Consider the following 2,981-nt stretch of genomic DNA (forward strand, 5'->3'; position numbering starts at 1 on the left):
GGCTCATCCCAATCGAGGGTGTAGTCGCGGTCTGGAAGTCGCCGGCTTTGAGTAGTGGCCTAGCGATAGTTGATGAGGTTTCGGAACCCACGCGCGGAAGTCACAGAGGTGTTCGAGTCATCCGTTGATCGCCTTGGCCGGGGCGTCGTAGGTGCCGGGCGGTCACGCTCTTAGCATGCTGACGCTCAGCTCGGGAGGCCCAGCTCACCATGAGTTTGTTACTTACCCTACCGGTAGGTAGAGTTGTCGATATGAGTACTAGTGCACCTGCCCACCGACCGTCGGCGCGAGGCGGCGTTCTCGCCAGCACTCTTGCGTGGGCCCGCACTGGCGCCTCTGTCTCCCTGGTGTCCGCAGCTCGCGCTGCAGGAATCACTAAGGCTGGCCTGATGTACCACTTCCCAACCAAGGAAGCACTGATGACCGCCGTCATCGACCACCTCCTCGACGGCTACGAGCGGGATCTGGCCGCCCGCCTGGCTACCACCAACCCAAACGTACCCACGATCAGCGAACGCCTCGCCGCCTACGTTGACTGGGCTTGCGACGGGCCGTTCGACTACGGCGACCTGGTCATGTTCACCGACCCCCGCCTGCGCGAGCCGCTCACCGAGCGATGGAACAGCCGCATGGGGGCCTGGGTCGACGTCCCCGAGACCCTTCCGGCCGACCAGCGGGCCCGCCTCCACGGCGTCCGACTCTTGGCCGACGGCATCTGGCTCAACACCGCCGGCAACGGCATCGCCCTATCCGACGAGGACACCGACGCCATTCGAGCACTCGCACACCACCTCATCCAGGAGAACTCATGACCAAGTGGCTACTGCTCGCGGGGTCCATCCTCAGCGAGGTCACCGGTTCGCTGTCGCTGAAGGGAGCACTCGATCGACCCGGACTGTACGTGCTCGTCGCGGCTGGCTACATCGCCTCGTTCATTCTCCTCGCCCTCGTTCTGCGTCAGGGCATGGCGCTGGGCGTCGCCTACGGCATTTGGGGCGCCCTCGGTGTCGCCACCACCGCCGTGATGTCGTCGCTGATCTTCGATGAAACCCTCACCGCACTCATGGGCGTCGGCATCGTCCTCATCATTGCCGGCGTCCTCACCGTCGAACTCGGCTCCCAGCACGCGGTCAAGAACCTCGAAGAAGCCACCTGATGGCTTACCTGTTCCTCCTCGGAGCCATCATTGCCGAGGTCAGCGCTACCCTCTCGCTGCGCATGGCAGCTACTGGCGTCCGCGCCTACTACGCCGCCGTCGCCGGCGGCTACCTCCTGGCCTTCGCGTTTCTCACCCTCGCCCTTAATGAGGGCCTGGGCCTCGGTGTCGCTTACGGCATCTGGGCAGCGTCCGGAGTTGCCCTAACGGCCGTCGCGTCCAAAGCCCTCTTCAAGGAGCCGCTCACCGCGCTCATGATGGGCGGCATCGCACTCATCATCGCCGGCGTTCTTCTCGTCGAGCTCGGCGCCCTGCACTGACTGAGATCCCCATCCCCACGACGTCGTCGCTCACAACGGAGCAAGGCCTTGGCAACGGGCTTCTGATGAGGTGTACTCGTTGATCGAAGCGACTCCGGCGCGACGGTGGCTAGATCGTGGTCGAGGTCTTCGGAAGATGACGTTCCACGCCTGACATCCGGAGGTCTGACGTCGTTGCCTGTCGCTACCGCTCGGGCCCGCTTCGCTCGCCCGGACCTGACAACGTTCTGCCGACTCGACGAACTCGACCTCGTCGTGACCGGCCAGCGCCTCGAGCCCGACCGCGCGGTGCTCGCCTGCAGAGTCCTGACCCCGGACGAGTGGTGTCGACGCTGCGGCGCCGAAGGCGCTGCTCGGGACACCGTGATCCGTCGGCTCGCGCACGAGCCGCTGGGGTGGCGACCGACGGTGTTGGAGGTCGCGGTGCGTCGCTACCGCTGCACCGGCTGCGGGCACGTGTGGCGCCAAGACACCACCCGTGCGGCCGAGCCGCGGTCGAAGCTCTCGCGCCGTGGGCTGCAGTGGGCGCTCGAAGCGCTGGTCGTGCAGCACCTCACCGTCACCCGGATCGCCGAGGGACTCGACGTCGCCTGGGACACCGCCAACGACGCCGTGCTTGCTGAAGGCCGACGTGTTCTCATCGACGACCCGGCCCGCTTCGACGGCGTGAGGGTCATCGGCGTCGATGAGCACGTCTGGAGGCACACCAGGCGCGGCGACAGGTACGTCACCGTGATCATCGACCTGACCCCGATCCGCGACAAGACCGGCCCCGCCAGGCTGCTGGACATGGTCGAGGGTCGCTCGAAGGAGGCCTTCAAGACCTGGCTCGCCGCCCGACCCGACACCTGGCGCGACGGGATCGAGGTCGTCGCGATGGACGGGTTCACCGGCTTCAAGACCGCCGCCGCCGAGGAGCTCCCCGACGCGGTGGCGGTCATGGATCCGTTCCACGTCGTCCGCCTCGCCGGGGACGCGCTCGACCGGTGCCGGCGCCGGGTGCAGCAGGCCATCCACGGCCACCGCGGGATGAAGGGCGACCCGCTGTATGCCGCGCGGCGGACCCTGCACACCGGCGCCGAGCTGCTGACCGACAAGCAGGCCGCTCGACTCCGCACGTTGTTCGGGGCCGAGGAGCATGTCGAGGTCGAGGCGACCTGGGGGATCTACCAGCGGATGATCGCCGCCTACCGCCACGAAGACCGCCACCACGGCCGCGAGCTCATGGCCAACCTGATTGCCTCGATCAGCAGCGGTGTCCCGAGGGCGCTGGTCGAACTCACCACACTCGGCCGGACGCTGAGGAAGCGCGCCGACGACGTGCTCGCCTACTTCGACCGCCCCGGCACGTCCAACGGTCCGACCGAGGCGATCAACGGCCGCCTCGAACACCTCCGCGGCAGTGCTCTTGGGTTCCGCAACCTCACCAACTACATCGCCAGGAGCCTGCTCGAGACCGGCGGGTTCAGACCCCGTCTACACCCTCGACTGGGATGAGCCCCTTT

Annotated in this window: 4 protein-coding genes; all 4 read left to right on the plus strand. The window is 66.9% G+C overall.

The window, feature by feature from the left end:
- Positions 1 to 389: 389 nt before the first annotated feature.
- Positions 390 to 812: a TetR/AcrR family transcriptional regulator gene (locus tag AC1RS9_RS14405; RefSeq protein ID WP_160126279.1), complete on the plus strand. Its 423-nt coding sequence runs from the start codon at positions 390 to 392 to the stop codon at positions 810 to 812.
- On the plus strand, positions 809 to 1,156 hold the full coding sequence (locus AC1RS9_RS14410) for a DMT family transporter (protein ID WP_038567597.1): 348 nt from the start codon (positions 809 to 811) through the stop codon (positions 1,154 to 1,156). Before AC1RS9_RS14405 ends, AC1RS9_RS14410 begins: the two co-directional genes overlap by 4 nt.
- Positions 1,156 to 1,476 carry a DMT family transporter gene (locus tag AC1RS9_RS14415; RefSeq protein ID WP_006947550.1) on the plus strand — a complete coding sequence of 107 codons (321 nt, stop codon included), beginning with the start codon at positions 1,156 to 1,158 and terminating at the stop codon, positions 1,474 to 1,476. Before AC1RS9_RS14410 ends, AC1RS9_RS14415 begins: the two co-directional genes overlap by 1 nt.
- Before the next feature lie 174 nt (positions 1,477 to 1,650).
- Positions 1,651 to 2,973, plus strand: a complete 1,323-nt coding sequence (locus tag AC1RS9_RS14420; protein ID WP_074046577.1) for an ISL3 family transposase — start codon at positions 1,651 to 1,653, stop codon at positions 2,971 to 2,973.
- Positions 2,974 to 2,981 lie beyond the last annotated feature (8 nt).

It is taken from the genome of Dermacoccus sp. MPR-E5 (assembly GCF_058809565.1).